26 protein-coding genes are annotated in these 26305 nt (G+C 47.9%); 25 read left to right on the top strand and 1 reads right to left on the bottom strand.

Features of this window, described 5'->3' with window-relative positions; all coding sequences use genetic code 11:
• Positions 1-128 precede the first annotated feature (128 nt).
• The 9 genes from rplS (at position 129) to ACWGOO_RS00785 (ending at position 8531) form a co-directional block, all read left to right on the top strand.
• On the top strand, positions 129-473 hold the full coding sequence (gene rplS / locus ACWGOO_RS00825; RefSeq protein ID WP_452480678.1) for a 50S ribosomal protein L19: 345 nt from the start codon (positions 129-131) through the stop codon (positions 471-473).
• Between the two features lie 101 nt (positions 474-574).
• Complete coding sequence (lepB, locus tag ACWGOO_RS00820) at positions 575-1201, top strand: signal peptidase I (RefSeq protein ID WP_452480677.1); 627 nt, start codon at positions 575-577, stop codon at positions 1199-1201.
• Positions 1202-1288: 87 nt separating this feature from the next.
• Entirely contained in the window at positions 1289-2149 is an 861-nt protein-coding gene (ylqF, locus tag ACWGOO_RS00815; RefSeq protein ID WP_452480675.1) for a ribosome biogenesis GTPase YlqF, read from the top strand.
• A gap of 197 nt (positions 2150-2346) precedes the next feature.
• A complete protein-coding gene (locus ACWGOO_RS00810; protein WP_452481578.1) occupies positions 2347-3015 on the top strand; it encodes a ribonuclease HII in 669 nt (222 codons plus the stop codon).
• Between the two features lie 91 nt (positions 3016-3106).
• Entirely contained in the window at positions 3107-5248 is a 2142-nt protein-coding gene (locus ACWGOO_RS00805) for a DNA ligase (RefSeq protein ID WP_452480673.1), read from the top strand.
• Entirely contained in the window at positions 5245-5544 is a 300-nt protein-coding gene (locus ACWGOO_RS00800; RefSeq protein WP_354450759.1) for an EscU/YscU/HrcU family type III secretion system export apparatus switch protein, read from the top strand. Before ACWGOO_RS00805 ends, ACWGOO_RS00800 begins: the two co-directional genes overlap by 4 nt.
• Complete coding sequence (locus ACWGOO_RS00795) at positions 5544-5927, top strand: YraN family protein (protein ID WP_452480670.1); 384 nt, start codon at positions 5544-5546, stop codon at positions 5925-5927. The genes ACWGOO_RS00800 and ACWGOO_RS00795 overlap by 1 nt, the downstream gene beginning before the upstream one ends.
• Before the next feature lie 156 nt (positions 5928-6083).
• On the top strand, positions 6084-6635 hold the full coding sequence (locus ACWGOO_RS00790) for a nitroreductase family protein (RefSeq protein ID WP_452480668.1): 552 nt from the start codon (positions 6084-6086) through the stop codon (positions 6633-6635).
• A 150-nt stretch (positions 6636-6785) separates the two neighbouring features.
• Positions 6786-8531, top strand: a complete 1746-nt coding sequence (locus ACWGOO_RS00785; RefSeq protein WP_452480666.1) for a YifB family Mg chelatase-like AAA ATPase — start codon at positions 6786-6788, stop codon at positions 8529-8531.
• 266 nt (positions 8532-8797) lie between these two features.
• Here the strand turns inward: ACWGOO_RS00785 and ACWGOO_RS00780 are convergent, their stop codons facing one another.
• Positions 8798-9226, bottom strand: coding sequence for an organic hydroperoxide resistance protein (locus tag ACWGOO_RS00780; protein WP_452480664.1), 429 nt, complete (start codon positions 9224-9226; stop codon positions 8798-8800).
• A gap of 147 nt (positions 9227-9373) precedes the next feature.
• Between ACWGOO_RS00780 and ACWGOO_RS00775 the strand changes: the two genes are divergently transcribed.
• The 16 genes from ACWGOO_RS00775 to fliJ all read left to right on the top strand — a co-directional run bounded on the left by ACWGOO_RS00775 (position 9374) and on the right by fliJ (position 26282).
• Complete coding sequence (locus tag ACWGOO_RS00775) at positions 9374-9847, top strand: MarR family winged helix-turn-helix transcriptional regulator (RefSeq protein ID WP_452480662.1); 474 nt, start codon at positions 9374-9376, stop codon at positions 9845-9847.
• A 328-nt stretch (positions 9848-10175) separates the two neighbouring features.
• On the top strand, positions 10176-11336 hold the full coding sequence (gene sucC, locus ACWGOO_RS00770) for an ADP-forming succinate--CoA ligase subunit beta (RefSeq protein ID WP_452480660.1): 1161 nt from the start codon (positions 10176-10178) through the stop codon (positions 11334-11336).
• Positions 11337-11385: 49 nt separating this feature from the next.
• A complete protein-coding gene (gene sucD, locus ACWGOO_RS00765; RefSeq protein WP_452480658.1) occupies positions 11386-12315 on the top strand; it encodes a succinate--CoA ligase subunit alpha in 930 nt (309 codons plus the stop codon).
• Positions 12316-12544: 229 nt separating this feature from the next.
• Positions 12545-13663 carry a DNA-processing protein DprA gene (gene dprA, locus ACWGOO_RS00760; RefSeq protein WP_452480656.1) on the top strand — a complete coding sequence of 373 codons (1119 nt, stop codon included), beginning with the start codon at positions 12545-12547 and terminating at the stop codon, positions 13661-13663.
• A gap of 274 nt (positions 13664-13937) precedes the next feature.
• A complete protein-coding gene (gene topA, locus ACWGOO_RS00755; protein WP_452480654.1) occupies positions 13938-16040 on the top strand; it encodes a type I DNA topoisomerase in 2103 nt (700 codons plus the stop codon).
• Positions 16041-16067: 27 nt separating this feature from the next.
• A complete protein-coding gene (trmFO, locus tag ACWGOO_RS00750; protein WP_452480652.1) occupies positions 16068-17408 on the top strand; it encodes an FADH(2)-oxidizing methylenetetrahydrofolate--tRNA-(uracil(54)-C(5))-methyltransferase TrmFO in 1341 nt (446 codons plus the stop codon).
• A 26-nt stretch (positions 17409-17434) separates the two neighbouring features.
• Positions 17435-17977, top strand: coding sequence for an ATP-dependent protease subunit HslV (gene hslV, locus ACWGOO_RS00745; protein WP_452481577.1), 543 nt, complete (start codon positions 17435-17437; stop codon positions 17975-17977).
• Positions 17978-18013: 36 nt separating this feature from the next.
• A complete protein-coding gene (gene hslU / locus ACWGOO_RS00740) occupies positions 18014-19414 on the top strand; it encodes an ATP-dependent protease ATPase subunit HslU (protein ID WP_452480650.1) in 1401 nt (466 codons plus the stop codon).
• 408 nt (positions 19415-19822) lie between these two features.
• A complete protein-coding gene (gene flgB, locus ACWGOO_RS00735; RefSeq protein ID WP_452480648.1) occupies positions 19823-20230 on the top strand; it encodes a flagellar basal body rod protein FlgB in 408 nt (135 codons plus the stop codon).
• Positions 20231-20236: 6 nt separating this feature from the next.
• Positions 20237-20689, top strand: coding sequence for a flagellar basal body rod protein FlgC (gene flgC, locus ACWGOO_RS00730; RefSeq protein WP_354450778.1), 453 nt, complete (start codon positions 20237-20239; stop codon positions 20687-20689).
• A 39-nt stretch (positions 20690-20728) separates the two neighbouring features.
• Positions 20729-21043, top strand: a complete 315-nt coding sequence (gene fliE, locus ACWGOO_RS00725) for a flagellar hook-basal body complex protein FliE (protein ID WP_452480646.1) — start codon at positions 20729-20731, stop codon at positions 21041-21043.
• A 35-nt stretch (positions 21044-21078) separates the two neighbouring features.
• Positions 21079-22662 carry a flagellar basal-body MS-ring/collar protein FliF gene (fliF, locus tag ACWGOO_RS00720; RefSeq protein WP_452480644.1) on the top strand — a complete coding sequence of 528 codons (1584 nt, stop codon included), beginning with the start codon at positions 21079-21081 and terminating at the stop codon, positions 22660-22662.
• Between the two features lie 14 nt (positions 22663-22676).
• A complete protein-coding gene (gene fliG / locus ACWGOO_RS00715; protein WP_452480642.1) occupies positions 22677-23693 on the top strand; it encodes a flagellar motor switch protein FliG in 1017 nt (338 codons plus the stop codon).
• Positions 23686-24522, top strand: a complete 837-nt coding sequence (locus ACWGOO_RS00710; RefSeq protein ID WP_452480640.1) for a FliH/SctL family protein — start codon at positions 23686-23688, stop codon at positions 24520-24522. The genes fliG and ACWGOO_RS00710 overlap by 8 nt, the downstream gene beginning before the upstream one ends.
• Positions 24509-25828, top strand: a complete 1320-nt coding sequence (gene fliI / locus ACWGOO_RS00705; RefSeq protein ID WP_452480638.1) for a flagellar protein export ATPase FliI — start codon at positions 24509-24511, stop codon at positions 25826-25828. Before ACWGOO_RS00710 ends, fliI begins: the two co-directional genes overlap by 14 nt.
• 10 nt (positions 25829-25838) lie before the next feature.
• Complete coding sequence (gene fliJ / locus ACWGOO_RS00700; protein WP_452480636.1) at positions 25839-26282, top strand: flagellar export protein FliJ; 444 nt, start codon at positions 25839-25841, stop codon at positions 26280-26282.
• Positions 26283-26305: the final 23 nt, after the last annotated feature.

Genomic DNA, 26305 nt, shown 5'->3' with positions numbered 1-26305 from the left:
CAATGCGGTATCCTCCATGATACAATACATCTGTTGTGTGTAATACGGTGGTCCTCTGTGGATGATGAAGGAAACGAATGTGTTTCCAGAAGATGCATGAACACCTGTACGGAAGGAGGGAGTCATAGATGAATATCGTCCAAGCGATCACTGAAGAACAACTGCGTAAAGATTTGCCTAACTTTCGTCCCGGTGACACTTTGAAAGTGCACGTGAAAGTTATTGAGGGAACTCGTGAGCGTATCCAGTTGTTTGAAGGTGTTGTAATTAAACGCCATGGTGGTGGAATCAGTGAGACTTTTACAGTTCGTAAAATTTCTTACGGTGTAGGTGTGGAAAGAACTTTCCCGCTTCATTCCCCGAAAATCGATAAAATCGACGTGACTCGCCGTGGTAAAGTGCGTCGTGCGAAGCTTTATTATCTTCGTGAACTGCGCGGTAAAGCAGCGAGAATTAAAGAAATTCGTCGTTAATACAACGAATAACGAAAGGGGCTTGTTTACAAGCTCCTTTCGTTTTTTCTACGTACATAGGGAACTGTGGATTATTGACCGTAAAGAGAGGACAGTGAGCTATGGAGCAAGAAGTAGGACAAGGAGCTATGCAGCAGCCGACTGATCAGGATGGTACACCCAAGCGTAAACCGAAAAATGAGATTTTTGAGTGGATCAAGGCCATCGTTATCGCGTTAGTGTTGGTCTTTTTAATCCGTTGGTTTCTTTTTAAGCCGTTTATTGTGGATGGCCCGTCGATGCAGCCTAACTTTCATACCGGAGAACGTGTCATTGTAAATGAAATTTTGTATGATTTCCGTTCCCCCAAACCGGGAGAGGTCATCGTGTTCCATGTGCCAGATGAAGGAAGAGACTTCATTAAGCGCGTCATTGCCGTTGAGGGCGACACGGTTAAGGTAGAAGGTGACACGATTACGGTGAATGGTAAACCTATTCAGGAGCCTTACTTGAAAGCTCCGTTGGACGAAGCGCATCAAAATGGTGAGCTTTACAACAAGTTTACGAATTTCCCGAATGAAAAATTTAAGGATGGTAAAGTTCCGGCAGGACATATTTTTGTTATGGGGGATAACCGTTCCAACAGTACAGACAGTCGGATGATTGGATATATTGATTTGAAGGAAGTCGTGGGCCGGGCTGATGTTATTTTTTGGCCGGTGAAGGATATGAAGTGGATTAACCACTAGAACAACTAATATGCAGCATAGCTGCCGTAATCCTGACGATTAACCGTAGGGGGAACGTTAGGAGTTACGATCAATGAGGTGATGACGGTGACGATTCAATGGTTTCCTGGTCATATGACCAGAGCGCGCCGCCAAATTGAAGCAAAATTAAAGCTGATTGATTTGGTAATTGAGCTGATTGATGCTCGGTTGCCGCTTTCCAGCCGGAATCCAATGATTGATGATATTTTGCAGGGCAAGCCGCGAATGATTATTTTAAATAAGGCAGATTTGGCAGACCCGGTAGTATCACAGCAGTGGATTGCCTACTTCAAGGAGCAAGGGCATATCGCTTTTCAGGTGGATGCTACAACAGGTACAGGAATGAAAGAAATTCCGGTTCAGGCCAAGTTGCTGCTCAAGGAAAAGATAGATCGGCAGATTTCTAAAGGTATGAACCCACGTCCTATGCGTGCTTTGATTGTTGGTATACCGAATGTCGGTAAATCGACTCTGATCAACCGTATGGCAGGACGTAGCATTGCAGCTACGGGCGACCGTCCGGGGGTGACGAAGGCACAGCAATGGATCAAGACTGGTGAAATTGAGCTACTGGATACACCGGGTATTTTGTGGCCCAAATTTGAGGATCAGAATGTTGGTTATCGTCTGGCGGTTACAGGCGCGATCAAAGAAGAGATTTTGAATGTTGAGGATATCGCTTTTTTCGCGACAAAATATTTGGTTCAATATTACTGGAATGAGCTGGCAGCGCGCTTTGAGCTGACTGAACATCCTGAGGATACGGAAAATGCCGATGAAATTGTCAGTGTCATGGAAGCGATTGGACGTAAACGCGGCTGTATAGTCAGCGGTGGACGTGTAGATCTCGAAAAATCATCAAAAATCATTTTGCGTGAACTGCGTGCAGGTAAGCTGGGACGTTTCAGTTTGGAAGCTCCTTACTGATTCGATTCTGCCTGATGTATTGGATACACCGCATAGTATAGTGTGGCAAGGAAGAACCTTCCCCATCTCTCCGGAGAGAGGAAGGTTTTTTGGTATGTGAAGCCAGGTTAACGAAAGGGGTTTTGGGACGGGCTGGTCTGTGTTAAGCTGAATAAAATTGTGCTGAACCATGGCGTAAATTAAGCGTCAAACTACATATAGATAGGCGGGTATGGAGTATGGAAGAACAAGGGGTAGCAGTAACGAACATGCTGCGCTATGAAAAAGAATGCTGGGAGCAATCCTATGAGCGCATCGCTGGTATTGATGAGGTAGGCCGAGGCTGCTTGTTCGGGGATGTTGTGGCAGCAGCGGTCATTTTGCAGAATGGTGAGCTGCTGGAGGGCGTGGATGATTCCAAAAAGCTGACGGACAAGAAGAGGGAAACCTACTATGAGCTAATTATGGAGAAGGCCATTGCCGTAGGAGTCGGGTATGTGGACGCACGAACGATTGATGCCATCAATATTAAACAGGCAGCTCGTTTGGCGATGAAGCAGGCAGTTGAGGCATTGCAGGTATCTCCTGATTATTTGCTTGTAGATGCAGAAAAGGTGGACTTGCCTATCCCCCAGCTCTCTATTATTAAGGGAGATGCAAACAGCCAGTCTATTGCTGCGGCTTCTATCATTGCCAAGGTAACCCGTGATCGACTGTGCAAAGGTGAATGGGATGCAAAGTACCCGGAATATGGGATTGGCATACATAAAGGTTACGCAACCAAGCTGCATAGAGAACAAATTTTGACGCTGGGACCTACAGCAATGCATAGACGTAGCTTTCTTGGTAATTTGTTGATCGAGCAACCGACGTTGTTTGACCTGTAAATACTTATTATGAGTCGGGACAGTACCGATATAATGTATACCCAATAAAATAAGCCCCTTGAATATGGGGCATGAAGAGAGGAGGGACCCTATGAATATCGGATCTGTATTTCGAGGATTACTTGGTGATGTGAAGGCGGGAGAGGCTAAAAAGCTCGATATGCAGCCAGGTCAGGTCGTGCGTGGCGTCGTATTAAAGGTGTCTGAGGACGGCGGTGAGGCTGTGTTGCAAATTCAAGGTTCCCAGGTCAGAGCCAAGCTGGAAACCCCTCTTCAACCTGGACAGTCTACATTACTTCAGGTCCAGCCAGCTTCGCCCAGCGGAATGACTGTGCTTAAGCCTTTGAACGAGGCAGCCAACACAGGACAGCAGACTGTAGCGTTGGCAGATCTACTGGATTCGGTAGGACTACCGGATACAGCGCAGAACAGGGAACTGATACAGGCGATGCAAAAGAATGGCGTACCGTTGACATCGGAAAATGCGGCTTCTTTACGGGACGCTTTGGCGAAGCAGCCGGGAAAAGTACAAATGGAGACGTTTGTGCAGGCAGCAGCGGTTGCCTTTCAACGTGGATTGCCATTGACGGCCGAAAGTATAAACGGTTTGCGACAGGCGATGTTTGGCCCTCCTTTAAATGATCTTTTGTCTTCGCTGGAGCACGAGCTAGAAGCGATATTCAAGCAGCAAGGACAAGGAGCATCTGCTGGCCGTATGGCGGGAGAAGCAACAGCGTTAAAGGGGGCTGACCGAATGTCCCCTGCTCCATCAGGTGCTTCTTTATCTGTTGTTGCAGATGCCCTAGAAGGCCAAGTTCCTGTATTGTCCAAAGATGCCGCTGCTGTTGCTACAAAGCAGGCAGAAGCGGCACAGGCAGTAGGAGGCAAGGAGACGCTGAAAGGGACACAGGCGGCAAATCTTGCTGCTATGGTGGGTGAAGCGGGCGCTTTGGCAACTGACTCGGATGCTCCGACTGGAACTGCTGCATTTGTAGCTAAAGGTGCTGCCTCCGGGGAAGTAGCACTAGCTAATGGGCGTGGAGCCATAGCCCCGAACGTGGTGGCGGACTCCGGTGTAAATGCGCCTGAATCGGGCGCTGATGCATTGAGGGCTTCACGTGCCGGAGCGGAGCAGCCGCAAGCTGCTACAGCGGGTACACAGCAGACTAAGGGCGCCGACGGCGCTCCAGCGGCGGCAACGGCAGAGCCTGCTGGGGCGAAGCCCGCTGCAAACGCCGCGACGGCAGCCCGTACAGCCGCGCAGTTGGCTGGCGGATCTGCGCCGCAGGCCGCTGCGGGCAACGCGGCCACGCCGGAGGCGCCTCTCCAGCGGCTGCGCACGCTGCTGCAAGAGCTGCGCGCGGCGGTGCCGCCCGCGCTGGGCACGGCTGCGCCGGAGCAGCCCGCAACAGAAGCGCCGCAGCCTACGGCTGGCGCTCAGCGGGCTACGGACACCGCTGCTACGCAGCCAGCGGTGTCCGTAGCGTCCAGCACGCAGCTCACCCCCACGGAGGACCCGTGGGTGGGCCGCGTGCTGAAGCTGCTCGGTGCAGAGCACGAGCAGCGGGTACACCGCGCGTCTGCACAGACCGCGCAGGGAACGGCGGCGGCCCGTATGGAGCTGCCGGAAGGAACGCAGCCGCTGCCGGGATTAGCGGCAGCGGCGGGCGGTGCGGTGTCAGCGGACGCCGACACCGTAAAGGGGGCGCTGCTCCAGTTGATGAGCAGCGATGACCTGCCGCCTGCCCTGAAAGAGGCGGCGCAGCAGGTCGTGCAACACCTGACGGGTCAGCAGTTGCTGCTGAATACGGACCGCACGGCCCCTTTTGCACAGGTACACATGTTTATTCCGTTTGTCGGCCCGGATGGTCGTGAAACAGCTACGATCCAGATTCAGTCTCGACGCGGTAAACGCGGGGAGCTGGATGCATCCAACTGCCGACTTTGGTTTGATTTGGACATGAAGGCGCTCGGGCCGACATTGGTAGATGTGCAAGTCGTGGACCGGATTGTGAGCCTTAAGCTCCATAACGATCAGGATTGGGCTGCTTCGCTGTTGACCAGCGGGCGTGAATCCATTCATACGGCGCTGGAATCGCTAGGCTATCAGCTTTTATCGCTGCGCACCGAACCGATGCCGATAAGGACGGGACAGGAGAGCAAAGGTCTGGTCTCTTCGGAGGTACAAAGCTATGTGCCTCAGCCGTATAAAGGAGTCGATCTTAAAATATGAAAGAGCCGTTGGAGGCTCCTTCTCCTTCTAGGAAGAAGGCTGTGGCCCTTAAATATACGCCCGGTGAGAGCGAAGCCCCAATCGTCGTTGCCAAAGGAAGCGGTCGTATTGCGGATAGCATTTTAGAAAAAGCCAAAGAGCATGGTGTTCCCGTTCAAGAGGATGCCGCACTGGTTGAGGTATTGTCCAAGCTTGATTTGGATGAACAAATTCCTGCTGAGCTATATCAATTGGTGGCAGAGGTGCTTAGCTATATATATCAAATGGATAAGCTTGCTCCAAGGGATGACAGCTGATGAGGAACGACATGAGGACCGGAGGCAAGGATCAGCGAAAAGCCAAAGGAGCTTTGGGTGAACAGGCAGCGGCTTCGTTTTTGGAAAATCTGGGGTATCGTATCATAGAGCGTAACTGGCGATGTCGTAGTGGTGAAATGGATCTGATTGCCGCGCAGGAGGATATTCTTGTGTTTATTGAAGTACGCAGCCGAAGTAGCTTCAATTATGGAACGCCCGCAGAATCAATCACTGCACGTAAAATAACCCAGGTTCGCCAGACAGCCGCTGTTTATTTGCATATGAACGGGATTGGAGATATTCCAATCCGTTTTGATATGATCTCTGTACGATTGATTGACGAAACCGCAGTCGTCACGGACCATATAATCGAGGCATTCTAAAAGAGCGGTAAATTTTTTTGAAGGTTCATTTCGAATTTCATATGTACAGGTTGACAGGAAGGAATGCTAAAGGTATATTTTATTGAGAATGGTTATCATTTTGATTATATGGTTATAGTGAGCATCCACGAGCTATACCTGCGAAGGAGGATATACGTGACAGAGCATACCTTTAGTGAACATGTCATAGATGTAATTCAGGAACGACGGACCATTAAACGGTTCAAACCCGACCCCATCCCGATAGATACCATTAAAGAATTGCTGGACGTTGCTGTATGGGCCCCCAATCATAAAATGCGTGAGCCATGGCGTTTTCTCTTGTTTGCTGGTGACGGACGGAAAAAACTTGCTGAAGCTATTGAAGCCGATATTGGCAAGGATAACAAGTTCGAAAGCGGCATTTTGCACAATCCGATTCAGCTCTTAATTGTGTTGGAGGAAGACCCTCGTCAGGCAGTTTGGGATGAGGACTTTGCAGCGGTTAGTGCCCTTGTACAAAACTTTATGCTTGCCGCATGGAGTAAAGGAATCGGAACGTTTTGGGTCACAAAGCCTTTTCTTTATTCACCGAAATTCCGCAAGCATTTGGGAATTCAGCCTGGTGAGAAGATCATCGGCATGGTGTATGCGGGTTATCCTGAAGTCATTCCAGAACCAAGACCACGTATTCCAGCAGCGGATAAGCTGACCCTGTTTGACAAATAATCTTTTGTCGAATAACCTTGATTAGACAGTTTGTGAATTAAAGATGTAACATTACATTTGCAACGGATGAAAATTTGGAAGCACCTTTTTTCATATATGCAATGCTCCCCGTAGGAGACATTTCAGTATGAGGAGAGGTGTTTTTTTGTTATGTATGGAAAACTACATGGAGCTTGTCTTTATGGAATAGACGGTGTTCTGATTGAAGTTGAGACTGATTTGTCGAATGGGTTGCCTCAAACTGCAATTATCGGATTGCCGGATTCGGCCATTCGAGAGGCTGTGGAGCGCGTAAGAGCAGCGATCAAAAACTGCGGTTTCAAATATCCGTCCCAGCGTGTAACCATAAATTTGGCTCCTGCTGATTTACGTAAGGAAGGCTCATCCTTTGACTTTGCTATCGCTTTGGGACTGCTGACAACCAGCGGACAAGTCGTTTTACCTGCGGGGGAACGGACGTTATTTATCGGTGAACTAGCGTTGGACGGTAGTATTCGCCCCGTGAACGGGGTATTGTCTATGGTTGATTTGGCCAAGCGAGAAGGATTTCATTCGGTGCTGCTTCCTGAGGAAAATGCAGGGGAAGCACGCCTGATCACGGGTATACGTATTTACGCTGTTCGTCATCTGATGGATCTCATTCCAGCAAAAGATCACGCACAATACGCTATTGAAGGCCAATCAAAAGATCAGAATTCTAACTACTTACCTGATCCAATTAATGACGAGCTCACTAACCAAGTCACTAATAAAGTCATTAAGCAAGCTATTGATCCAGCCCCTAACCCAGTCTCGAATCAAGCTCATGACCAAGGCAAACGTGTTACTGCTAGACAGCAGATCATTATCCATGCTTATGACCATTTGCCTCAGGCAGATCAGATATCAATGCGTGAGGCCAAAGAGATGATTGACGTTATGGAGGATTACAGCGATGTATTAGGTCAGCTACACGCCAAACGAGCGCTGGTTATCGCTGCTGCCGGAATGCACAATATCATCCTTATCGGGCCGCCTGGTGCCGGAAAAACGATGCTAATCCGCAGGCTGCCATCCATTCTGCCGCCCTTGACCGAAAAAGAGGCACTGGAGGTTACCAAAATATACAGCGCCGCCGGGAAGTGGAAGGAGTCGTCGCCTCATTTGATGAACATTCGCCCCTTCCGTTCACCTCATCATACGATTTCCGCTGCTGGACTGGTGGGAGGAGGAGGAATCCCCAAGCCGGGAGAAATTAGCCTTGCACATCGGGGGATTTTATTTCTGGATGAGTTGCCTGAGTTTAGTCGTCATGTGCTAGAGGTGCTGAGGCAGCCGTTGGAAGATCGCAATGTGACAATTAGCCGTTCACGTGCAGTTTTTAAGTACCCGGCACATTTTTTGCTTGCAGCTTCTATGAACCCGTGTCACTGCGGCTTTTTCGGAAGTGATACGCAACATCAGCGCTGTACTTGTTCACCTTCTGCGGTAGCTCGCTATCGTTCGCGTATTTCTGGTCCATTACTGGACCGGATCGATCTTCAGCTTGAGGTATCGCAACCGAAGGACTGGCGTGAGGAAAAAGAGTCACTGTCGTCCGCTGAAATGCGAAGACAGGTGTTAGCTGCTCAAAGGATACAAATCGATAGGTACAGCAAGCTTCCTTTTTCATGGAATAGCGAATTATCCGGTCAAATGCTCCGTAAATATGCGGTATTAGAACTCAATGCAGCAGAGCTGCTTGATCAGACGATGGATGCGCTCGGTTTAAGCATGCGTGCGTATGATCGAATTCTCAAACTGTCACGCACCATTGCAGACTTGAATCAATCAGAGAAGATCACCGTGTCGCATGTAGCTGAAGCCATTCAATATCGGAATATGGACAGAGCATATGCCAGTTTTTCAGAAGAATAAAACAGCATAAAAATAACGCTATGTCCATATTTTTTATGTAAGACAAAAAAAAGCTCCAGACGCAAAGTTCTGGAGAAAAAAAAAGATTATGACAACGTGATTATACAATAAGTATATCAGTTTCGTATATACGATTATGCATCATCTGCCATGTTACTTAATGGAAGAAAACCAGCTGTCAATCCTTTGTTGTGAAGGTGTAGCTGAAAGTATATAAATCCTCCGAACCAGAAACAGTTCGGAGGATTTTTTTTGTGATATTGGGATTAGAGCACGTTCAGCTTCACTTCAATATTGCCGCGGGTAGCGCGGGAGTAAGGACACTGTTCATGTGCGCCTTCTACCAGTTTTACCGCTGTTTCATGGTCAACGCCTTTCACCAGAACATCTAGGTTTACTCCGATTCCAAAGCCGCCGTCTTCAACTTTACCGAAATTGACCGTTGCTGTTACTTCGGTACCTTCATGTTTAATACGCTGCATGCGGGCAACCATATTCAAAGCACTGTCAAAACACGCTGAATAGCCTGCTGCAAACAATTGCTCCGGATTTGTACCCGCGCCGCCTGCACCGCCCATTTCTTTGGGTGTATCAATATTTAGTCGAAGTTCAGGGGAAGAAGACTCGACATAACCATTACGTCCTCCAATTGCTTTCACTGTGATTTCATACATTTTTTGTTGAATGGTCATCATAATCCAATCACTGCCTCTCACTCAATTTATATTTTACACAATTAAATTTATCAAAATAATTATATTGTGTAAAGTATTTTGTACAATTATCATGTTTTTTGTTGTATAATGTGCTAAAATAATGACGAAAGCAGGTGATCTGACAGCATGGACAACAACAATCGTAATGAAGGTGCAGCATTAAAACTTGATAATCAGTTATGCTTTGCTATATATGCGTGCTCCAGGGAGATTACGAAGCTTTACCAGCCTTATCTGGAAAAGCTCGGTGTGACATATTCACAGTATTTGGTGCTCATTGTGCTGTGGGAGCGCGAGGAATGTACGGTGAAGGAATTAGGCGAGGCGTTGTATCTGGACTCAGGCACACTGACTCCGTTATTGAAAAGATTGCAGAACGCCGGACTCATTGACCGGAAGCGTTCGACACAGGATGAACGTAAGGTGCTGATTTCTTTGACTCCAGAAGGAAGTGTATTGCGGAAAAATGCGCTATCTGTACCGGGATGTATTCAGGAAAAAACAAACATGACCCACGATCAATTCGGCTCGCTTCTGTTTGAGTTCAATGATCTGCTGAATCGAGTTCATGAAGCGAATGTGCAGGTTGAGAAATCATAATCGGTATTTTCAGTTACCTTACGAAGCTCATCGTTACGTAGCCGACGCAGCTGAATGAAGGAATGCCCTGATGAACGAAGTATCTCTCATGCGGATTTAATAAATCCCGAACTTGAAGAGTTGCTTTTTTGTGGGTATTCTATCAAAAAAATACCCATTAATATCCAAGCATTCGATTTTGGGAATGATAATGATATCAAAATACTGTAATTCATAACGTTAAATTATAAGGAAAGCGTTTTAAAAACATGTTACAATGATGTAGGTTTAGTATAGATTTCCTTGTGAACCGCCCTTGTTGCAGTCATGTTGATAGGAGGATTCCAGAATGAATATCCATGAATATCAGGGTAAAGAAGTATTGAAGCAGTACGGAGTGGTTGTACCGAACGGTAAGGTTGCCTATACGGTGGAGGAAGCCGTTGCTGCAGCAGAATCGCTTGGAAGCGCTGTTACGGTGGTGAAGGCGCAAATTCATGCCGGTGGACGTGGTAAAGCGGGCGGTGTGAAGGTGGCCAAAAGCTTGGATGAAGTGCGTACCTATGCTTCTGAAATTTTGGGTAAGGTGCTGGTGACACATCAGACCGGGCCTGAAGGCAAAGAGGTTAAACGCCTTTTGGTAGAGGAAGGCTGCGATATTCGTAAAGAGTATTACGTCGGTGTTGTCGTGGATCGTGCGACCGGACGTGTCGTGATCATGGCCTCGGAAGAAGGCGGTACGGAAATCGAAGAGGTAGCTGCGGCTACTCCAGAGAAGATTTTTAAAGCAGTTGTTGATCCGGCGATTGGGCTTCAGGTATATCAGGCTCGCAAGCTGGCTTATGACATTAACATCCCCAATGAACTGGTGAACAAGGCGGTTAAGTTCATGCAGGCGCTCTATAAAGCTTTTGTGGACAAGGATTGTTCGATTGCAGAGATCAATCCGTTGGTCGTCACAGGTGACGGGAATGTGCTGGCGTTGGATGCCAAATTGAATTTTGACTCTAATGCGTTGTTCCGCCACAAGGATATTTTGGAGCTGCGTGATTTGGACGAAGAGGACGAGAAAGAAATAGAAGCTTCTAAATACGATCTGAGCTACATCGCATTGGACGGAAATATTGGATGTATGGTCAACGGCGCAGGTCTTGCAATGGCGACGATGGACATTATCAAATATTACGGCGGCGATCCGGCCAACTTCCTGGACGTAGGGGGCGGTGCGACGACGGAAAAGGTAACCGAAGCGTTCAAAATCATTTTGTCCGATTCGAAGGTAGAAGGCATTTTTGTGAACATTTTCGGCGGAATTATGCAGTGTGACATCATTGCGAACGGTGTGGTGGAGGCTGCCAAGCAATTGGGGCTGACCCGTCCACTTGTTGTCCGTCTCGAAGGCACGAATGTCGAGTTGGGTAAACAGATTTTGGCGGAATCCGGTTTGAATATCGTGGCGGCTGATTCCATGGCGGACGGTGCCCAGAAAATCGTCAAACTTGTTCAATAGCCTGTTTGCATTCCGATATGCCGAATAAACGATAGGGGATGTGAAGATCGTGAGTATTTTGGTCGATAAGCATACAAAGGTGATTACACAGGGGATTACGGGAAAAACGGCGTTATTCCACGCCAAGGGTGCGCTTGATTATGGCACACAGATGGTAGGAGGCACCTCTCCAGGCAAGGGCGGCACCGAGGTAGAAATTACGCTGGAGAACGGACAGCAGGTGAAGTTGCCCGTGTTTAATACGGTGAGCGAAGCGAAGGCTGTTACAGGCGCGACAGCGAGTGTTATTTATGTGCCGCCTGCTTTTGCTGCGGATTCCATTTTGGAGGCTGTAGATGCAGAGTTGGATCTCGTGATTTGCATAACCGAGGGCATTCCGGTGCTTGATATGATCAGGGTCAAACGCTTTATGGAAGGTAAAAAGACCGTTCTGATCGGCCCTAACTGTCCAGGCGTAATTACACCTGGAGAGTGCAAAATTGGCATCATGCCAGGTTACATTCATTTGCCGGGCCATGTAGGCGTTGTGTCGCGAAGCGGCACGCTGACCTATGAAGCGGTACATCAGCTGACTACCCGGGGCATCGGACAATCCTCCGCAGTTGGTATCGGAGGGGACCCGGTTAAAGGTTCGGAATTTATTGATATTTTGCATCGCTTCAATGAAGATCCTAACACGCATGCTGTCATTCTGATCGGAGAAATCGGCGGTACAGCCGAGGAGGAAGCTGCAGAGTGGATTCGGGATAATATGACGAAACCGGTGGTCGGTTTTATCGGCGGTGTGACTGCGCCTCCGGGCAAACGGATGGGACATGCAGGCGCCATCATTTCCGGCGGAAAAGGAACGGCCAAGGAGAAAATCGCTACGCTTGAAGCCTGTGGTATCAAGGTGGCACCGACTCCTTCCGAGATGGGCTCGACGCTGGTCAGTGTGCTGGAAGCGCGTGGTATTTTGAATTTGTGTACGACACATTAAATCGTGTTTCTTCATTAATATACAAGCTGTAAAATGGCATCGAAATTTGTCGCCTGCTAGTGTATAATGAAAGAAAGGTAAGCAACCTTTTTGTCTCTTTAAACAGGGGATGAAAAGGTTGCTTTTTTTTGCGTTGGGACAGGCTTATCAGGGAAACGCTTGCAAAATGATACGTTGTGCCACAAAATAAGGGAGGGTTCACTCTTCCTATGAACGGGGGAACCATAGTTTGGAAGAAAGATGGCTTTTGCTGGGTTTGCATGAATTAGAGGGGATCGGTAGAAAAACAATTCAGCGTATTTGGTCGAGCGACTACCGGCTGCATGAACTGCTGCATTTTAGCGAGCAGAAATGGATCGAGATAGGATTAAGTCCTGCTCAGGCCCGCATAGCATTGCAGCGTTACGATGAAGATTGGGTACATGAAAGATATCAGCGGATTCGATCTGGCGATATCGGAGTGATTACTTATGTGGATGAAGATTATCCCCTATTAATGAAGGAAACGGTAGATGCTCCTTGGGTACTGTATACGAAAGGGGACATTTCACTTTTGCATACATGCTCTGTAGCTATGGTGGGGACCCGCATTCCTACGGCTTATGGACGCAGAGCGGCCGAAATGCTGACAGAGGGATTGTGTGATGCGGGCATTACAGTGGTCAGTGGATTGGCGAGAGGGATCGACAGTATTTGCCACGAAGCTGCTCTGCGCCGGGGAGGCAATACGATTGGGGTGCTTGGAACGGCGATTGATCAAATTTACCCACCCCAAAATGCATCTTTATTTGCAGAGATGGCGAGCAAAGGCTTGATTGTATCGGAATATCCACCAGGCACCAGATCGCATCCTGGAATGTTTCCGCAGCGTAACCGGATCATTGCCGGTCTGACACGGGGAACCGTTGTCGTGGAAGCAGATGTAAGAAGCGGTTCCCTAATTACAGCTGATGCTGCGTTGGAGGCGGATCGAGATGTGTTCGCCGTTCCGGGGCCGATTACATCACCGAAGAGTAGAGGTACGTTAAGCCTGATTAAGCAAGGGGCTAAAACGGTCACCCAAGCTTCGGATATTGTAGAGGAGTACGTAGCCGATTTGCGTACAAGGGATGTTTCTTCATACAATAGAGAGCAGAGTCTGGATGTGAATGGGGTCTCCAAAGCACCAGTGAGTGAGACTTCCGAGGAAAAGCGCGTCGTGCTGTTGCTGGAGCAAGGAACCATGACACTAGATGAACTACTTGAAGCGACTGCATGGGATTTTGGACTTTTACACTCAGTTCTGTTATCGTTAATCATAAAAAAAAGGATCGCCCAGCTTGCGGGTACAAAATACAAACTTATTTAATAGTTGATTTTGCAAATCTTTAATGTAGTAATTATCAAATTCAATATTAAACATCCGGGGATGGGAGTTTAGATATTTATCCGCACAGCGAATTCCTGCTCCCTCCCTACTTCCTGAAATGTGTTGACTTTATAGCTCGCAGCAGCGGAGCAAGGGATTTGAACCCGAAAAGCGATTGTAGGATCAAATTCATTGCGGAGCGCCTCCGCGCTATAACTCACCACATTTCAGGAAGTTTATCCTAATTGTACGTAATTGAGAGGAGGAAGAGCCTATGGCGGATTCACTCGTCATCGTGGAATCGCCTTCCAAGGCGAAGACGATCGGCAAATACTTGGGCAGCAAATATATCGTCAAGGCTTCCATGGGTCATATCAGGGATTTGCCAAAGAGTCAGATTGGCGTAGAGGTCGAAAATGATTTTAATCCCAAATATATTACCATTCGAGGTAAAGGATCGATCTTGAAGGAATTAAAGGATGCCAGAAAAAAAGTGAAAAAAGTATATCTGGCGGCTGACCCGGATCGCGAAGGCGAAGCTATCGCTTGGCATTTGGCGTATGCGCTGGATCTGGACGACACAGCAGACTGCCGCGTTGTATTTAATGAGATCACAAAGCAGGCTGTTAAGGATGCTTTTAAAACACCACGTAAAATTAATATGGATTTGGTCAATGCTCAGCAGGCACGGCGGATTCTTGATCGGCTTGTCGGCTACAAAATCAGTCCATTGCTTTGGAAAAAGGTCAAGAAGGGCTTGTCCGCAGGTCGCGTGCAGTCGGTTGCCGTGAAAATCATTCTGGACCGTGAAAACGAGATTAATGAGTTTGTGCCGGAAGAGTATTGGACGATCACAGCTAAACTAGCGATTAAGGACAGTAACTTTGAGGCAAAATTCCATCAGCTTCGTGGCGAAAAGAAAGAGCTCTCCAGCGAGGCGGATGTACAAGAAGTGCTGGAGGCTATCGGCAAGTCGTCTTACAAGGTCCGTGATGTGAAGGAGAAAGAGCGTTTGCGCAATCCTTCTCCACCATTCACGACCAGCTCCTTACAGCAAGAAGCGGCTCGGAAACTCAACTTCCGTGCATCCAAAACGATGTCCGTGGCTCAGCAGTTGTATGAGGGTGTGGACTTGGGCAAGGAAGGAACTGTGGGTCTGATTACGTATATGCGTACAGATTCCACACGAATTGCCGTCTCGGCCCAAGAGGAAGCGAAGGAATTCATTATTCAGAAATATGGCGAACCTTTTGTACCTGAAAGTCCTCGTCAATATTCCAAAAAAGCTGCCAACGCTCAGGATGCGCATGAAGCGATTCGTCCAACCTCCGCATTGCGTGACCCAGAAACGGTTAAGCCGTTTATGAGCCGGGACCAATTCCGTTTGTACAAACTGGTATGGGAGCGTTTTATGGCCAGCCAGATGGCTTCCGCTATTATGGATACCTTGTCCGTTGATATTGAAGCGGGTGAGACCATATTCCGGGCAGCCGGCTCGAAGGTTCGTTTTCCAGGCTTCATGAAAGTGTATGTGGAGGGGAATGACGACGGCAAAATCGAAGAAGATAGGCTGCTGCCGCAACTTAAACCGGGCGACAAGCTCAAAAAGGAATCAGTTGAGCCGAAGCAGCATTTTACACAACCGCCTCCTCGTTATACGGAAGCACGACTGGTGAAAACGCTGGAAGAACTGGGTATCGGACGACCGAGTACGTATGCACCAACGCTGGAAACCATTCAGAAGCGTGGATATGTCGCCATTGAAGAGAAGAAATTCTTCCCTACAGAGCTGGGAGAACTTGTCATCGAGCAGATGGAGGAATTCTTTCCTGAAATTCTGAACGTGGAATTTACGGCCAATATGGAAGGTGATCTTGACCATGTAGAAGAGGGCGAAGGAGACTGGGTCAAGGTCTTGAGCGATTTTTACGAGTCGTTTGAGAAGCGTCTGGAAGTGGCAGAGGAAGAAATGAAGGAAATTGAGATCAAGGATGAAGAATCCGATGTCATTTGTGACAAATGTGGCAGCCCGATGGTGTATAAGCTCGGCCGCTTTGGTAAATTTCTGGCCTGCTCTGCGTTTCCGGATTGCCGCAATACGAAGCCGATTGTCAAGGATATCGGGATCAATTGTCCTACATGTGGTGAGGGCCATGTTGTGGAACGGAGGAGTAAAAAAGGACGTATCTTCTATGGGTGTGACCGTTATCCGGAATGCGATTTTGTATCCTGGGATAAACCGTCCATTAAGCCTTGCCCAAGCTGTGCTAGCCTAATGGTCGAAAAACGTACAAAACAGGGAACGAAGCTCAACTGTACCGTCTGCGATCACAGTGAAATGCTGGAAGATAGCGACGAGGGTGTAGAGACTTCATAAGAACAACATTAGCAGGGGGATTTAAACGTGAGTGAACTACAAAAGGTAACGGTCATCGGAGCAGGTTTGGCGGGCAGCGAAGCTGCCTGGCAGATTGCAAGCCGTGGTGTGCCTGTCAAGCTATATGAAATGAGACCGGTTGTTAAAACACCGGCGCATCATACAGATAAATTTGCCGAATTGGTGTGCAGCAATTCTTTACGGGCAAATGGTTTGACTAACGCGGTAGGTGTGCTTAAAGAAGAAATGAGGATATTAAACTCCTTGATTTTGAATGCTGCAGATCGTCATGCTGTTCCGGCTGGTGGTGCGCTGGCAGTGGATCGTGATGGATTTTCCGGCCATATTACAGATACTCTTCATCAACATCCGCTTATTGAGGTTGTTAATGAGGAGCTTCAGGAAATTCCACAGGATGGGATCGTGGTCATTGCTACCGGGCCTTTAACTTCTCCGGCTTTGTCTGAACAGATTAAATCGCTGATGGGAGAAGAGTATTTTTACTTTTATGATGCGGCGGCCCCGATTGTGGAGAAGGACTCTATCGACATGAGTAAGGTTTATCTGGCTTCCCGCTATGATAAGGGAGAAGCAGCCTACTTGAACTGTCCGATGAATGAAGCGGAATTTGATGCTTTTTATGAGGCGCTGATTACGGCTGAGGTGGCACAAGTTAAGGAATTCGAAAAAGAAATTTATTTCGAAGGCTGTATGCCCATTGAAGTGATGATGCAGCGGGGTAAGCAGACGGCATTGTTTGGGCCGATGAAACCAGTCGGTCTCGTGAACCCACATACAGGAGAGCTGCCATATGCCGTTGTGCAGCTTCGACAGGATAATGCGGCGGGTACACTGTACAATCTGGTTGGCTTCCAGACTCATCTGAAATGGGGAGAGCAAAAGCGCGTATTTTCCATGATACCGGGTCTAGAGAATGCAGAGTTTGTACGTTATGGTGTGATGCATCGCAACACCTTTATTAATTCTCCACAGCAGCTTCATCCGACCTATCAGTTCAAAGGCAGAAGTAATCTGTTCTTTGCCGGACAAATGACTGGAGTGGAGGGGTACGTAGAATCTGCGGCCTCGGGTTTGCTGGCGGGGATGAATGCAGCGCGTGCGGCGCGTGGACAAGAAATGTTTGTATTCCCTGCGGAAACGACACTGGGCAGCATGGCCCGTTACATCACAACCGCTGATTTCAAGCATTTTCAGCCGATGAATGCGAACTTTGGTCTGCTGCCAAAGCTGGAGACGCGTATCCGCAACAAGAAGGAAAAGAACGAAGCGCTTGCTAACCGTGCGCTGGAAAGCTTGCGTGGTTATATTAACGAAGCGGAAGTTATGTCAGCCGAAGTACAGGCATAAGGATGAAGGAAAAGGAGGAGCGCGTTATGGATATGTCCTTTCATGCTACCACCATCTGTGCTGTACGCCACAATGGCAAGGGAGCTATTGCCGGTGATGGTCAGGTAACGTTCGGTAACAGTGTCATCATGAAGCAGACGGCGAAAAAAGTACGCAGATTATACCGTGGTCAGGTGGTCGCAGGTTTTGCCGGTTCAGTGGCGGATGCCATCACATTATTTGAAAAGTTTGAAAACAAGCTGGAGGAACATCACGGCAATCTTCAGCGGGCCGCGGTGGAACTGGCTAAGGACTGGCGGCAGGACCGTATCCTGCGCAAGCTGGAGGCTTTGATGATTGTTATGGATCAATCCGGAATGCTACTCATTTCCGGGGGTGGTGAAATTATTGAGCCAGACGATGATGTGCTTGCGATCGGCTCAGGCGGTAACTTTGCATTGGCGGCGGCGCGCGCATTCAAGCGTCATGGCTCCGGTATGGAGGCAAAGGATATGGCACGGGAAGCGCTGGAGGTTGCCTCGGAGATATGTGTGTATACGAACAATCAGATTATCGTGGAAGAACTGTAAATCGGCTCTGAGTATTCAAGGGTGGAGGAGTGCAAAATGAATAATCAATCGTTGACGCCCAGACAAGTTGTATCCGAGCTGGATAAATATATTGTCGGACAGAAGCAGGCTAAAAAATCGGTTGCCGTTGCCTTGCGCAATCGTTATCGGCGTAGCAAGCTGCCGGACGATATCCGGGATGAAATTGTGCCCAAAAATATTCTGATGATCGGTCCGACGGGCGTGGGTAAAACCGAAATTGCACGCAGACTGGCCCGGCTCGTGAGAGCTCCTTTTGTTAAGGTGGAGGCGACTAAATTCACAGAAGTGGGTTATGTCGGCCGGGATGTGGAATCCATGGTGCGTGACTTGATGGAAACTTCGATTCGCATCGTTAAGGCGGAGCGGACGGAGAATGTGAAGGACAAGGCCGAGGACATGGCGAATGAACGGATTGTCAGCATTCTTGTACCTGCGGAGAAATCGAATAAATCCCAACGTAACCCTTTTGAAATGCTGTTTGGCAATAACACTGGGAATTCGGTAGAGGAAGAACCCCCACAACAGGACGCATCCTTGGCAGAAAAACGACGTAAGGCTAAATTCGATCTGTTGTCCGGCAAGCTTGAGGATGAAGTTATTGAGATTGATGTGGAGGACACCGCACCCAATATGCTTGATATGTTTGCTGGGCAGGGAAATGAGCAAATGGGCATGAACATGCAGGAAATGTTCGGAAGTTTTCTGCCAAAGCGGACCAAAAAGCGCAAGTTGCCTGTGAAGGAAGCCCGTAAGGTGCTAATTCAGGATGAGGCTGCCAAGCTGATCGACATGGAAGATGTCATTCAGGAGTCCGTGAAGCGTGCCGAACAATCCGGTATTATTTTTATTGATGAAATCGACAAGATTGCCAGCCAGGGCAAGAGCAGCGGCCCTGATGTGTCTAGAGAAGGTGTTCAGCGCGATATTTTGCCTATTGTCGAGGGTTCTACCATTATGACTAAATACGGCCCGGTAAGGACAGATTATATCCTGTTTATTGCCGCTGGGGCTTTTCATGTTGCTAAGCCTTCTGATTTGATCCCCGAACTACAGGGACGTTTCCCGATCCGTGTCGAACTGAGCAGTCTCACATTGGATGAATTTGTGTCCATACTGACAGAGCCTAAAAATGCGCTGACCAAGCAATACACGGATTTGCTCCGTACCGAAGAGATTGAAGTGGAGTTTTCGGTGGAAGCTATCCGTGAAATTGCCAGCATTGCCGAGTCTGTAAACCGGAACACGGAAAACATCGGTGCGCGCCGCTTGCATACCATTTTGGAGAAGTTGCTGGAGGATTTATCCTTCGAGGCTCCGGAGCTTACTTTGGACCGCATGATCATTACCCCGGAATATGTTCGGGAGAAGCTGGATGATATTGCCCAAAACAGGGACCTTAGTCAGTATATTTTATGAGTGGGAGCTTTTAAAATAGGATGCGTTGTCTAGAATAACACTATCTTGCACCGTCATATAGACCTAGATGAATCGCCCTTTAATGATTTTTCTGTCTATTCCAAAAGTAGGACGTATAATCTTTTACAGGTGCAAAGTGCTAAGAAAACATTCATTTTATTGAAAAAAACCCGAAAAATTTAACATTTTATGCATCGAAAGCCCTCTTTTTTAAAAAAGATAGGGCTTTTTTCTTATTGTAATTAGGTCCCAACTCTACGAAACTTAGAATATATGACAGAAAGTAATGATTTTCTACTTAAGACCTAAGAGGAATGTATAATTATGAAATTTAATTGTCGAAAAAAAGTGAAAAATCTTGTTTTATTGAATCTTACTTTGGAGTAGACCCTGGAAGGGAGGAGCTAAATGAATCTGCTAGGTGATATGAGCTTTCAAAAGCTTCAGGCAGGTATACAGGCGGCGAATACGAGACAACGTGTGATCGCTGACAATATTTCCAATAACGATACCCCGTATTTTAAGCGTTCAGAGGTTTCATTTGAAGAATTGCTTCAGCAGCAAATGGGTGGCGACGTGACACCATTGCGTGGAAAAGTAACCAATGCGAAACATTTTCAGATAGGACCTATGAACTCCATTCCAGATGCTGTGGTTACCAAAGATGGGTATTCTGTCATGAACAACAATATGAATAACGTGGATATCGACAGAGAAATGAGCCTTATGGCTGAGAATCAATTGAGATATAATGCCTACATCCAAGAAATTAATGAACGCATCAAAATGATGAGAACAGTGGTAGAAGGGAGATAGGACCAGGTGAAGATTAACAACGGCTTTGATATTAGCGCATCTGCTCTTACGGCCCAAAGGTTGCGGATGGATGTCATATCAAGCAACATTGCCAACGCAGAGACAACTCGGGCAAAGGTGGAGAATGGACAAGCGGTTCCATATCGGAGAAAAACGGTTGTTTTGGAGCCTAACCAATCTCGGTTTGCCGATGTTTTGCAGGCTCAAATGGAAGGGAATAGCACAAGCGCCGCTGGCGTCAAGGTTTCGCAAATACAGGAAGATCAGTCACCTTTGAAGCCTGTGTACAATCCGGGTCACCCGGATGCTGATAAAGATGGCTATGTATATATGCCTAATGTAGACATTATGAAAGAAATGGTAGACATGATTTCCGCAACACGCTCTTACGAAGCCAATGTAACAGCTCTGAATGCATCCAAGGCAATGGTTTCCAAGGCACTTGAAATCGGTCGCTAAGTTCCAGGGCTACTAACTACAGAATAGGGAGAGTAAAACATGATTCAGAACGCCATGTTTAATGTACAGACACCGGCAATACAGCAAGTTCAATCGCCTAACAATGAGTTGACGAAGTCGACACCTTCCGAATCCTTGAAGGATTTTGGTTCGTTTTTAAAGGATGCGCTCAATGAAGTGGGGCAGCAGGAGGCCGCTACACACACGATGTCCGACCAGTTCATGGCAGGAAAAGTTGATGTTGATCAGGTCATGATCACTTCCCAACAAGCGCTGCTTTCCCTGCAGCTTACTACTCAGGTCCGAAACAAAGCGATTGAAGCCTATCAGGAGATCATGCGTACACAGATGTAAAGAGGGTCTAGCAAAGTTTCGGATGGGGTGACGGAGTGAACGAGAGAATCGCCCAATATCGGGATAAGATTTCCGGGTATTGGAATAATTTCAGCAAAAAACAGAGGATATTACTTGTTTCAACATTGGCATTCATCATCATTGCCATTGTAGTGCTAACGATGCAGTTTACCAAAACCGAGTATGAAGTGGCTTTCCGAGATTTAAACGCAAACGATGCTGCCGGGGTCATTAAATATCTCGATTCTGCGGGTATACCGTATCAGCTCAATGCTGGTGGGACGCAAATCGCAGTCCCAACCGCAAACGCGGATAAGGCAAAGGTAGATGTTGGGTCTCAGGGCCTAATTCAGAAGGGTTCAATCGGCATGAGTGCCTTTGACCAGTCCTCCTCGGCAATTGGCATGACGGAGAACGAGTTCAATGTGAAGTACAATAACGCATTGAACGGCGAAGTGCAGCAACTGTTGGAACGGATGGATGGTGTCCAAAGCTCCAAAGCTGTCATTAATATGCCGAAGGAAAACATTTTTGCCGGACTTGAAGAAAAGGACAAAGCTTCTGCTTCGATTCAAATGGAATTCGAACCTGGCTTTACGCCAAATCAGCAAGCCATCGACGGATACTTTAATCTGGTAAAGACGGCTGTGCCGAATTTGCCTGTAGAAAACATTACGATCACCAATAAGGAGTATGAACTGATTCCAACGGCCAAGGGCGGCCAGGGAGGTCTCTCCAGCGGTGTTCAGGAAAACATGGCTCTCCAGAAGAAGTTTGAGAGCGATGTAAGGAATAATGTCCAACAATTTTTGTCGAAAATTGTTGGTGAAGACAAAGTGAATGTGCTGGTTATGTCCCAGCTGAATTTCGACAAAGTAACGTCGAAAGAACAACTGGTCACACCGGTCGATCAAACGAAGATGAAGGGCATTGAAATCAGCGCCCAGCAAATTCAGGAAAGCTACACTGGTAGTAGTGGACAAACCGGCGGAGTCGCAGGCACAGGAACGCAGGATGTACCTGGTTACCCTGGAGGAAGCAATTCGGGCAACACAAGCTCAGATAAGAGCTCAAGCACAATTAACTACGAAGTTAACCGAATTGCGAAGGATATTATCCAAAGTCCGTACACTGTAAAAGATTTAACCATTAATGTAGCAGTTGAACCACCAACAGGGCAGCAAACTTTGGATGCTGCAACTCAGGCGGCAATCCAAAATATTCTGGTTAATATCGTAAGAGCTTCGTTAGCGAATTCCGGCACAACTATTACAGACGCTGATTTAGCCAAAAAAGTTTCAGTGTTCTCTCAAACCGTACCGGCGCCAGCGAACACCAACACGTTTTTCTCGGCTTCCAACCCCTGGGTATGGGGCATCGGGGCTGCTGTACTGGCACTGTTGGCAGGCGTAATCTTCCTGATTGTACGCGGTCGTCGTAAGCAGCAGGAAGAAGAATTAGATGAAGATCTGCAACTTATGCCAACACCGACGGAGTTCCCGTCCATTACCATGGAAAGTGTGACAAATGAAAGTCAAGTGCGTAAACAGCTTGAGAGTCTGGCGAAAAAGAAACCCGACGAATTCGTCAATCTGCTTCGTACATGGCTGGCTGATTAATAGAGGTGAGTTCATTGGCAAAGGCAAGCAGTCAAGGTTTAACGGGAAGACAAAAAGCGGCAATTCTGCTAATCACGATGGGGCCGGAAGTATCTGCTCAAATATTCAAGCATTTGCGTGATGAAGAGATTGAGCAACTTACATTGGAAATCGCCAATGTGAGGAAGGTTGATGCAACGGAAAAAGATTCGATTATGGCTGAGTTTCATCAAATTTGTTTGGCTCAGGAGTACATTTCCCAAGGCGGCATCAATTATGCCAAAGAGATATTGGAAAAAGCACTCGGGTCGCAAAAAGCAGTTGAGGTTATTAACCGTCTGACGGCGACGTTGCAGGTGAGACCGTTCGATTTTGCCCGCAAGGCTGATCCAAACCAGATTTTGAACTTTATACAGAATGAAAATCCACAGACGATTGCTCTCGTGCTCTCGTACTTGCAATTTGAGCAGGCGGCGGCGATTCTGTCGTCCCTGCCACAGGAAAAGCAGGCTGATGTGGCCCGACGTGTCGCTGTAATGGACAGCACTTCGCCTGAAGTCATTTCACAAGTGGAACGTGTGCTGGAGCAAAAGCTGTCTGCAACCGTGACCCAGGATTACACGAATGCGGGCGGTATCGAGTCCATTGTTCAGATTTTGAATGGCGTAGACCGAGGCACCGAACGTACGATTCTCGATTCACTTGAAGTTCAGGACCCTGAACTGGCCGAGGAAATCAAGAAGAGAATGTTCATATTCGAGGATATCGTCAATGTGGACAACCGTTCTATTCAACGTATTATCCGCGATATCGACAATGCCGATTTGCAGTTGGCGCTGAAAGTGTCCAGCGAAGAAGTACGCGATGTGATTTTCCGAAATATGTCGAAACGGATGGCAGAAACTTTCAAAGAGGAAATGGAGTATATGGGACCGGTACGGCTGCGTGATGTGGAAGAAGCACAGACTCGCATCGTATCGACGATCCGCAGATTGGAAGAGGCCGGTGAGATTATAATCGCACGCGGCGGAGGAGATGACATCATTGTCTAACTTGATTAAACCTTTCCAATATGTGCCTGTTGAAGCTTTGAAAACCATTGCTGTGGCACATACATATGCGCCGGAAACGTCGGACCAGAAAGTCGCAACTGAACATGTGGAGCCGGAACCTCAGAGAGATTACGAGACTGAACGGCTCCGGGATGAAATGCTGAATGATGCCAAGGATTTTGCTGAACGGCAGGTTCGTGAGGCGGCTGAAGAAGCGGAACGGATGCTTCAGGAGGCGCAGAAGCAGATTGAAGCCTGGTGGCAGGAGCGCCGTGAGCAGGACGAGCAATTAATAGAGTCCTTAAAGGCTAATGGGTTTCAGCAAGGCTATGAGGAAGGCCAGAAATTGGCTGAGGCGGAGCTTCAGGCGAAATCGGAACAGATGATGGTAGAGGCGCAGGATATTTTGCGTCAGGCCTATGAGATCAAGGGACAACTAATTCAGGAGGCAGAGCCTTTTCTGGTCGAGCTGAGTAGTGCTATTGCTGAGAAAGTCATTGAAAAACAGCTTAGCATTGAGCCGGAATATACAATTGAATTGATTCGTAAAAATCTGGCTCGTAAGCGGGAAAAGGGAACGATTACGCTGTGTGTTTCGCCTCAGCATTTCGCATTTGCGCAAGGCGCACGCGAAGAATTGTCATTAACTGTAGATTCGCAGGCAGAACTGCAAATTATTCCTGATGGTACTGTGAAGGATCGCGGCTGTGTCATTCGTTCTTCCTTTGGAAGTGTTGATGCACGGATTGATACGCAGCTGACTGAGATCAAAAAGGAACTGCTGCGTCTGGCACATGATAACGAGGAGCGAAGACATGAAGGGGCTTAATGCACAGCGCTACATGGATCATTTGCGACAACTGGACCCGGTTCGGGTAAACGGTAAGGTAACACAGGTTATCGGCTTGATGGTGGAATCGGAAGGTCCGGACGCTAGCATCGGGGATGTTTGTTACATTTATCCGGGCAAAGCGGCCAAACCGCTGCAAGCGGAGGTCGTAGGCTTTAGAGACAACAAGGTACTTCTGATGCCACTTGGAGAACTGCAATCTATTGGTCCTGGTTGTGATGTCGTAGGAACAGGGAAGCCATTGAACGTGCAGGTGGGATCGGAGCTGTTAGGCAAAGTGCTGGACGGTTTGGGCCAACCTCTGGACGGCTCGTTGATTCCCTCACGGATGGCGAGATACTCGACCTTCAACATTCCATCCAATCCACTGAGTCGCCCGCGTGTACAGGAGCCGATCAGTATCGGTGTACGGGCCATTGATGGATTGCTTACTATCGGTAAAGGACAGCGGGTCGGTATTTTCGCAGGCTCTGGTGTAGGTAAGAGTACCCTGATGGGAATGATTGCCCGTAATACGGAAGCAGATGTAAACGTAATCGCTCTGATCGGGGAACGTGGACGCGAGGTGCTCGACTTTATTGAACGGGATTTGGGTCCGGAAGGGCTTGAACGTTCAGTAGTCATCGTAGCAACTTCCGACCAACCCGCATTGATCCGCATTAAGGGTGCGCTCATTGCAACGACGATCGCTGAATACTTTCGGGATCGCGGGTTGAACGTCATGCTGATGATGGACTCGGTTACCCGATATGCGATGGCGCAGCGTGAAGTAGGATTGGCAGTCGGGGAGCCACCAGCGATGAGGGGCTATACCCCTTCCGTATTCGCCAGCTTGCCCAAATTGCTGGAGCGTGCGGGAACCGGGCCAACCGGCTCTATAACGGCTTTTTATACGGTGCTGGTCGATGGTGACGACATGAATGAACCTATCGCGGATGCGGTGCGGGGGATCTTGGATGGACACATTGTGCTCAACCGGGGAATTGCAAATAAGGGACATTTTCCCGCTATTGATGTGTTAGCCAGCATTAGCCGGGTCATGAAGGACATTGCACCACGTGATCAGATTGACGCTGCCGAAAATATTAAGCGCCTGATGGCGGTTTATAAAGATTCAGAGGACCTGATTAACATCGGGGCTTATCAGCAGGGTTCGAATGCAGAAATTGACGAATCCATAGAGCGCATACGGGATATATGGGATTTTACAAGGCAAAGAACAGATGAAAAGGCTGAGCTGGACGAAGTACGTGAGCGTTTAATTTCTGAATTTACGAGGAGATGAAGGTTGAACGATGAGATTTCAGTATTCCTTTCAGAAAGTTGTAGACTTGAAGACCAACGAAAAGTCACAGGCCGAATGGTTGCTTTCCAGTGCTGTTGGACAATTGCAGGCTGAGGAGCAGACATTGATGCAGCTTGTAGGCGAAAGGAATCGGGTCATATCAGCCATTCAAAAGGTTGCCGAGGATTGCGCGCCGCTCTCTACCCTTCAGGAATTACAGGCTTACGTAAATCATCTGGATCAATGTATCACACGCAAGCATAGAGACGTTCAATATGCGCAGCAAAATGTGCAAAGCAAACAAACCGTTTTGACCGATAAAATGCTGGATGAACAAGTTTGGCTGAAAGCGAGAGAAAAGGCCAACGTGAAATTCCAACAGGAAATGCTCCTGCGCGAGCAGAACGAGCTGGATGAAATGGCTTCCGTGAGATTTGCCATGAAAGCCCGGTAAGCGGAAAGTCACAGGATGCGCAT

It is taken from the genome of Paenibacillus sp. NPDC055715, from assembly GCF_053617595.1.
This window is presented reverse-complemented; position numbering and strand designations above follow the sequence as displayed.

Bases quoted from the DNA above. Each gene is read 5' to 3' on its own strand.
- topA (WP_452480654.1), top strand. From the start codon at position 13,938: ATGGCGGATTCACTCGTCATCGTGGAATCGCCTTCCAAGGCGAAGACG.
- hslU (WP_452480650.1), top strand. From the start codon at position 18,014: ATGAATAATCAATCGTTGACGCCCAGACAAGTTGTATCCGAGCTGGAT.
- ACWGOO_RS00780 (WP_452480664.1), bottom strand. From the start codon at position 9,226: ATGATGACCATTCAACAAAAAATGTATGAAATCACAGTGAAAGCAATT.
- ACWGOO_RS00785 (WP_452480666.1), top strand. From the start codon at position 6,786: ATGTATGGAAAACTACATGGAGCTTGTCTTTATGGAATAGACGGTGTT.
- rplS (WP_452480678.1), top strand. From the start codon at position 129: ATGAATATCGTCCAAGCGATCACTGAAGAACAACTGCGTAAAGATTTG.
- hslV (WP_452481577.1), top strand. From the start codon at position 17,435: ATGGATATGTCCTTTCATGCTACCACCATCTGTGCTGTACGCCACAAT.
- flgB (WP_452480648.1), top strand. From the start codon at position 19,823: ATGAATCTGCTAGGTGATATGAGCTTTCAAAAGCTTCAGGCAGGTATA.
- ACWGOO_RS00800 (WP_354450759.1), top strand. From the start codon at position 5,245: ATGAAAGAGCCGTTGGAGGCTCCTTCTCCTTCTAGGAAGAAGGCTGTG.
- fliE (WP_452480646.1), top strand. From the start codon at position 20,729: ATGATTCAGAACGCCATGTTTAATGTACAGACACCGGCAATACAGCAA.
- sucC (WP_452480660.1), top strand. From the start codon at position 10,176: ATGAATATCCATGAATATCAGGGTAAAGAAGTATTGAAGCAGTACGGA.
- ACWGOO_RS00805 (WP_452480673.1), top strand. From the start codon at position 3,107: ATGAATATCGGATCTGTATTTCGAGGATTACTTGGTGATGTGAAGGCG.
- lepB (WP_452480677.1), top strand. From the start codon at position 575: ATGGAGCAAGAAGTAGGACAAGGAGCTATGCAGCAGCCGACTGATCAG.
- fliI (WP_452480638.1), top strand. From the start codon at position 24,509: ATGAAGGGGCTTAATGCACAGCGCTACATGGATCATTTGCGACAACTG.
- fliJ (WP_452480636.1), top strand. From the start codon at position 25,839: ATGAGATTTCAGTATTCCTTTCAGAAAGTTGTAGACTTGAAGACCAAC.
- ACWGOO_RS00795 (WP_452480670.1), top strand. From the start codon at position 5,544: ATGAGGAACGACATGAGGACCGGAGGCAAGGATCAGCGAAAAGCCAAA.
- ACWGOO_RS00775 (WP_452480662.1), top strand. From the start codon at position 9,374: ATGGACAACAACAATCGTAATGAAGGTGCAGCATTAAAACTTGATAAT.